Source organism: Peribacillus sp. YIM B13482 (assembly GCF_042787975.1).
Lineage (GTDB): Bacteria > Bacillota > Bacilli > Bacillales > DSM-1321 > Peribacillus > Peribacillus simplex_A.
On record NZ_JBHZPF010000043.1, the window covers coordinates 39264 to 46569 of the forward strand.

Below are 7306 nucleotides of genomic sequence, written 5' to 3' on the forward strand. Positions count from 1 at the left end.
ATAGAATCTAGTTATCATAAAAAGGTTTGTAGTTCTTTTGCTATCTCTATCAATCATTCCATCTTACAAAGATAAATTAAACCTGCTTCCCTTTAACCACTTTCGCATCGCCATTTTTACGAATTCTAAAAGTACTGCGTTTATTTGTACAAAGCTATGGACCAGAGCATATAAAAAACTACTTTCTTATCAACTTTTTCATTAATTTTTTGTCTAAAAAAACTAATGACATCATAATTATACCCATTCCAATCAATTGATGAATAGACAACGCTTCATGTAAAAAGTAAAAGCCTAAAATCATTCCGATGACAGGCACTATATAATTACTAAATGAAGTAAATAAAGCGCCTTCTTGCCGAATCAGCCTATTAAATAATGCATAAACAACACCCGCATGGAATATGCCTAAAATCGCTAAGTAGATGGATTGGGATCGTTCTATATCCAATTTGAAAGATTGCTCAAACAAAAGGGACATGGGGATTAGTAATGCACTGGCAATCAGTAATACATTTCTCATATGGATAACGGAAGACCCCTCGTTTAATTTCTCCATGATAATCAATGATAATCCAAAACTCATGGCAGCCAATATCAATAGGATACTACCCTGAATACTGTTAAAAAAGTCTTGGAATCCTTGTGTTGGCCATGATAGGAAAGCAATACCTGCAAATCCGAATAGGATACTTGTAATCTCCCCCCTTGTGCTTTTTCTTTTGAAAAATGCTATTAAAAAGAGGATGGTAAAGACAGGAACCATTCCAATCAGCATCGCTGCGATACTGCTAGGCACCGTTTTCTGCCCTTGTGCAATAAACGCGAATGGCAGTACAACCTCGAAAACCGCAATGATTATATACCATTTATAATAACTCCTATTTACTCTGCGCTCTTCTTTTGATAAGAAAAAACCAATGAAGAGTAAACAGATACCACCGATACATGCTTTGATGGCTGACAAAGTAATAACCCCAACATCATCTATAACTAATGCAATAAAGAAGAATTGAGATCCCCATATACCACTAATCAAGAGTAACAACACATATTTATTCATTCACTTTACCTCCCTTTTCATCAATGGCTCGGCAATAGTTTTACTAATATGCTTTGACCGATTTCCACCAAAATAGTTCGTGCCGATTACACCAACAAGAATAATCATTGCACCTACAACGTGATAATAGTGAATGGTTTCATGTAAGAAAATTACCCCAGCTATGATCGTAATCAATGTCGCTAAATTACTAAAAACGCTCATTTTAGAGGCAGGTAATATAGATAATGCATAGTTTGATAAAAAACCAGTAAGCAGTGACGATAATGCACCAAGATATACGGTTGAAATGAGAAATGAACTACTTGTTAAGGGTAAAAAAAAGCTACTAATTGATTGATTAATTATATGGTTGATGATGGCCATACTATTAAAAGCAACAAAACCAAAGAACGTCATCACATAAGTTAACGCAAATAGTGAATATTGCTTTGTTAATGTCTTTGCTACCACATTATAGAGAGCGGCAGCAATCGAGGATAATAAGATCAGGATCGTTCCTTTCAAACTATGAGCCTCAAGTTGCAAGTCGTTCATGACAAAGATAAAGATAACCCCCATCACAGATACATAAAGGAAAAATTTTTGACTTTTACCCGCATATTCTTTCAAAAATAATGAAGCTGATAATAACGTGAAAATTGGTATGGTCGCTTGGATAATACCCGCCTCTGAAGATGAGGTATATACGAGACCAAACACTTGAAAGGTAAAGAATGAAATTGGATAAAGGAGCACCAACGGAAGAATTTTCAAAGTATCCTTTGCACTCATTTTCACTGATGTCCTCCTATACAGCTTATATATTATCGCGATCAAAAAAGCCATCGTAAATCTATGTGCCAATATATCTAGCGGACTCGCTTCCATTAATGATATTTTTGTAAAAATAAATGAAAATCCAATAATAAAAGCATATAGTATCGCCGCAAAATAGGCTTTTTTTTGTTCTGGCATATTGAGTCAATCCTCCTTTTTAACACCCGGCCGGTTGTTAATATCGTATTAAAAGCTTCACTACGATACAATACAAATAAGAAGCATCTGTAACGGTACAGTTTTTAGGAGGAATCCATGTTAAAATACGAAGCTTTGTTTAATGAATTTGAATCTCTGATCCAAAATGGACAGCTCAAAGCGGGCTTTAAACTCCCATCGATTCGTCGATTAAGCGAACAACACCAATGTAGTAAAAGTACAGTATTGAAAGCCCTGCAAGAATTGGAAAAGAGGCATTTAATCTACGCGGTTCCTAAAAGTGGATATTATGTCGTTCAAAAAGAATTTGATGGTAAAAGTGAACCAACCGCGGAAATCGACTTTGTTACCTCCGCTCCCTCTTGGCATCAATTTCCGTATCATGACTTTCAACATTGTATCAACAAAGCCATCGATACCTATCAGCAAGAATTGTTTATCTATGGCACCCCAAAAGGACTACCCTCTTTAATTAAAGTGATACAAAAACAATTAGAGCAGTATCAGGTTTTCGCAAAAGAAGAACAGATTTTCATTACTTCTGGCGTGCAACAAGCACTTTCCTTATTAACGTTCATCCCATTTCCTAATGAACGTACCCATATACTTGTTGAACAGCCTAGTTATCATCTATTTGTGGATCAATTGAAAGCGTACAAGATTTCCGTGCTAGGAATCCAACGAACAGCAGCAGGTATTGACTTTGGGGAATTAGAGCGGATTTTTAGCAGTCAGAAAATTAAATTCTTTTATACGATGCCCCGTTTCCATAATCCGTTAGGGACTTCTTATTCTAAAAAGGATCGAGAAGAGATACTAAAACTTGCTGTAAAGTATGGTGTCTATATTGTAGAAGATGATTATTTAGCAGATTTCGAAGAGAATATGAAGGTAGACCCCATTTTTTCCGGGGATACTCATCACATGGTCATTTATTTAAAAAGCTTCTCTAAAATAATGTTTCCAGGATTGCGCATAGGTGTTGCCGTATTGCCTAAACCATTAGCGGTCAACTTTCAACTTTATAAAAGAACAGCGGATATTGATAGTTCAATGATTTCACAAGCAGCCTTGGAAATCTATATAAAGAGCGGTATGTTTGAACGCCATAGAAACAAAGTACGTCTGTCCTATCTAGGGCGTGCAAAATTGCTATATGATGCTCTAGAAAAGCACTCTGCTCAAGGCTTTTATCGCCCATCATCCATATGTATGAACGCTCATATCGTACTGCCTAATCGTTTAAATAGTGCTCACCTCATCAAAAACTTACAAAATCAACAAGTACTGGTAGAGACGATAGGTCAAAATTATATAGATGATTTTCACCAGGAAAAAATAGTAAAGATAAACGTGTCCAATACAAATATACAAAAACTTGACCAAGGAATAGCTCTCATTTTTAAAGAATTGAATAACAAGCAAAATTATTACTTATAGAACTTTTACATAATGTATAGCCACTATATAGCAAAAATTAGTGGAAATATTTTTTGCTATTGTAATACTGAAAACATGGGCAAATGAGCACAAACAAAAGAGAGCCAATTAGAATTGGCTCTCAACAATGTTTCTCTTATCAGTCCACTTTATTTATAAAATTTTATACGATCCTCAAGTGGTTTGAACTCTTTATCACCCGGTTGAGCTGCTGGATTTCCAAATGGCATTTGCGCAATCAATTTCCAATTACTTGGGACATCCCATTCTTTTTTCACTTCATCATCAATTAGAGGATTATAATGCTGTAAAGTTGCTCCCAACCCTTCTGCTTCAAGTGCAGTCCAAATAACTAATTGATGCATCCCTGATGTTTGTTGTGACCAGATAGGGAAGTTATCGGCATAAGTTGCAAATTGTTCTTGAAGTGATTTCACAACAGATTCATCTTCAAAGAATAAAACTGACCCATATCCCGCTTTAAAGGAATCCATTTTTTGTTGAGTGCCAGAGAAATCTCCCTCTCCAACAGCTTTCCTTAACGCTTGCGTCGTAATATCCCATAATTTATCATGTGCTGAGCCTGTCAAAACAACAAGTCGGGAAGATTGGGAATTAAAAGCCGATGGAGTGTGTTTTACGGCAAATTCAACAATTTCTTTAATTTTCTCATCCGATACTTGGATATCTTTATTGATTCCATAATATGAACGTCTCTCTTTAATGGCCGTGTAAAAATCTTTTGTCATGAGTAATTCCTCCAGAGCATTTTTATATTTCAAATGATTATTCCATTTTTTATTTCTACCTGATTTAGTATGGGCATAAACCAATATATAATTCGCAAAAGGCTATCATTTATTCTTTAATGAATTCCTTGGTGCTTCTTACTGTATCAATGGGACGGACCAACTTTTCGATTTGATCCCTTTTCGGTTCTAAGAACGGTGGTAAAGATAACTTTTCCCCAAGCGTTTCATATGGCTCATCCCCCATAAATCCAGGACCATCCGTGGCAAACTCGAATAAAATTTGCGGCGCCACTCGCACGTAAAGCGACTCAAAAAAGTGACGATCAACATAACCAGACGTATGAAATTGAAAGCTTTCCATTCTTTTGATCCATTCTTCCAGAACGGAACGGTCTTCTACACGGAAGGCTGTATGGTGAACAGTCCCAAAACCCTGCCGTGCCTGAGGAAGGATCGAATTATGTTCGACAATTACTTGTGCACCATTCCCACCTTCCCCTACTTCGAATAAATGAAATGATCCTTCAGTGTCTATTTCTTTGAATAATAGGACTTTTTCCATCATTTCTTTAAAGTATTCGAAGTTGGCGATGCGAATGAAAATTGGTCCTAATCCTGTTATTGCATACTCCAGGGGAATCGGTCCTTTTTGCCAAGGGATTCCAGCTGCTATCCCTTCATTGTTTTCATCTGAGATCAATTGATATTGCTGATCATCAAAATCAACAAAAGAAATGATTTTTTTACCAAATTGTTCTTGGATTCCTTTATTCCCCACTTCTAATCGATCGAAGCGCTTAACCCAATAATCTAATGCTGCATCATTCGGTACACGGAAGGATGTTTTTGAAATCTCATTAGTCCCATGCACTCCTTTTGGAATACCAGGAAAGTCGAAGAAAGTCATGTCAGTACCTGGACCGCCTACATCGTCAGCAAAAAAGAGGTGATACGTTTGGATATCATCTTGGTTAACTGTTTTCTTGACTAAACGCATGCCTAATATATTTGTGAAAAATTCATAATTCTTTTCTGCACTGCTTGTTATGGCCGTTACGTGGTGTATTCCTTTTAATCCGTTCATATTTTATTCCTCCCATTAAAACAATTCAACTTTTGGATGTTCAGCTTTTTCCTTAATCCCCTACATTTTTCCTTCAATAAGAGTGGCCTATTCATTAAAGGAGGTTTATTATCTCGAATTGATATATCTTTATTTAAAGATAATTTATCATGAATAACATTTGTTGTCAACAACATTACCTCAAATTAATATATCTCAGCTTCAAAATAATTTAAGACAAAAAAACACCCTTGTCCATTTTCATTTCTATAATATCCATTCTAAAGCAAATGCCATTTTTAAATATGGGTTACTGCTATAGCTATAAGTCGCGGCAAAGACGATCCATCACTTCTTTGGCAAAATTGAATTAGAGTTAAATACGAAAGCCCCCAGGAAAAAACAAATCCTTTATGTGAGGGCTATTTCGTTTTGTTTTTTTATTTTACGTGACGCAATTCCCCATGTTTTCCGGATGAAGAGTTTGTACCATCATTTACTTTTGACTTCTTAGATGAAAGATAAACTCCTGCGAAAATAATCAGCAGGCCAATAATTACATTAGGATTAATCGCTTCTCCCAGCAGGACATAGCCCCAAACCATAGCGGTTGCAGGAATAAGATATGTGACCGTTGCGGCTAACTCTGGGCTGCCATTTTTATTGATGTAGAAATAGATCAGCTGTCCTAGCCCAGAGCCAAAGCACCCAAGACCGACTATGGATAAAACCGTTAGCGGTTCCAACAACATCACTGGCTTAATCGGCTCAGTTATCAGCATCCCGATCAAACCGATAACGGCACCCGTGAGCAGCGTAAACGTCGTAATGACCAATATGCTGGTATTGGAAAGAAATCTTTTCGTAAATTGGCCGGCAAAACCATAACAGGTGGACGCTAGCAGCATTGTCCCAACCCCAATGAATTCCTTGCCGAAAAGCTGACCGACTTGAAAATCCATCAATACTAGAATTCCGAAAAAACCGATAAGAATGCCCACCCATTGTCGGGCGGTTAAAACATATGAAAAAATGATAAATCCGATGATACCCGTCCAGATCGGAGTGGTTGCATTAAGAATCGATGCCGTGCTGCTGTTAATCTCTGTTTCACTTAAAGCTATTAATCCCCATGCTAATCCACAATTGAAGATTCCGACAACGACCAGTGCTTTCCACGGCAATTTCCAGTTGATATCCCTGCGCTTCAACCATAAAATGGGAAGCAGCATTACAGCACCTGCCAAACAGCGGAGAAAAACAATTCCCCAAATGCCCGCTGGCGGGAGCAGCCACTTCATAAAAACAAACGATAAACCCCATATCAAACTAAGGCCGATTAAAGCCCCGTATAATCGAAGCATGATGTTCCCCCTTCCTACTTTCTTATTATGACAAACATTGTCAGGGATTTCATATAAAATATAAGATGAACTTGAAATTTATTTTCTGCCAAAATCGGTATAGAGCAGGATAAAAATGCCACAGATTTCGAATCAAATAAATGTTTTTTCATATCATAAAAAACTAAAGAAGCTGGAGATCATTAAAGAAGGCAAGCCAGTCTATAGGCTTGCCTTTATCTGAAAAATAAAGTAAAAAAACTTAACATGTTATTTCGTTTCTTCTTCCTACCGCCCGTTTAAATTCTGTGCTAAGTTTTGAGGTAATACTTTACATGTTCACCAATCACTGTGCCGCGTACAACATTTAAAAATTCACAATATTCATTGCTAATATATCGAATTTATCGACAATTACAATTCCATAATATGTACTTTCAAATACCATATCTAATAGTTTATTATTGGAGAATTGTCCAGTAAGTCTCCTTTACCCAGAATCATTTACCATATAATGCCGCGCTTTTGTTCAATACATCCTTACAAAATGAAATTTCTTCAAAAAATCACTGCGAAATAAAGTGTTTTTAAAAGGCTGTTTTCACATACTTTGTTGCTATTTACCAGGTAGTGAGTTGTGGTTGATTTCCCCTCCAGATGCTCGCTT

Annotated in this window: 6 protein-coding genes; 1 reads left to right on the forward strand and 5 read right to left on the reverse strand. The window is 36.6% G+C overall.

Annotation, left to right across the window (positions count from 1 at the left end):
- Positions 1 to 178: 178 nt before the first annotated feature.
- Both ACFX4L_RS18480 and ACFX4L_RS18485 read right to left on the reverse strand, forming a co-directional pair.
- The gene (locus ACFX4L_RS18480; RefSeq protein WP_377405849.1) at positions 179 to 1063 is read right to left on the reverse strand and encodes a DMT family transporter; all 885 of its coding nucleotides are present in this window, start codon (positions 1061 to 1063) and stop codon (positions 179 to 181) included.
- A complete protein-coding gene (locus ACFX4L_RS18485) occupies positions 1064 to 2020 on the reverse strand; it encodes a DMT family transporter (RefSeq protein ID WP_377405851.1) in 957 nt (318 codons plus the stop codon).
- A 117-nt stretch (positions 2021 to 2137) separates the two neighbouring features.
- Between ACFX4L_RS18485 and ACFX4L_RS18490 the strand changes: the two genes are divergently transcribed.
- The gene (locus ACFX4L_RS18490; protein ID WP_377405853.1) at positions 2138 to 3481 is read left to right on the forward strand and encodes an aminotransferase-like domain-containing protein; all 1344 of its coding nucleotides are present in this window, start codon (positions 2138 to 2140) and stop codon (positions 3479 to 3481) included.
- A 149-nt stretch (positions 3482 to 3630) separates the two neighbouring features.
- Here ACFX4L_RS18490 and ACFX4L_RS18495 read toward each other — a convergent pair whose 3' ends face one another.
- The 3 genes from ACFX4L_RS18495 to ACFX4L_RS18505 all read right to left on the reverse strand — a co-directional run bounded on the left by ACFX4L_RS18495 (position 3631) and on the right by ACFX4L_RS18505 (position 6660).
- Positions 3631 to 4230: a nitroreductase family protein gene (locus tag ACFX4L_RS18495; RefSeq protein ID WP_377383174.1), complete on the reverse strand. Its 600-nt coding sequence runs from the start codon at positions 4228 to 4230 to the stop codon at positions 3631 to 3633.
- A gap of 109 nt (positions 4231 to 4339) precedes the next feature.
- Positions 4340 to 5317: a ring-cleaving dioxygenase gene (locus ACFX4L_RS18500; RefSeq protein ID WP_377383129.1), complete on the reverse strand. Its 978-nt coding sequence runs from the start codon at positions 5315 to 5317 to the stop codon at positions 4340 to 4342.
- Between the two features lie 419 nt (positions 5318 to 5736).
- Positions 5737 to 6660 (reverse strand): DMT family transporter, encoded by a 924-nt coding sequence (locus ACFX4L_RS18505; protein ID WP_377383131.1) that lies wholly within the window; start codon positions 6658 to 6660, stop codon positions 5737 to 5739.
- Positions 6661 to 7306 lie beyond the last annotated feature (646 nt).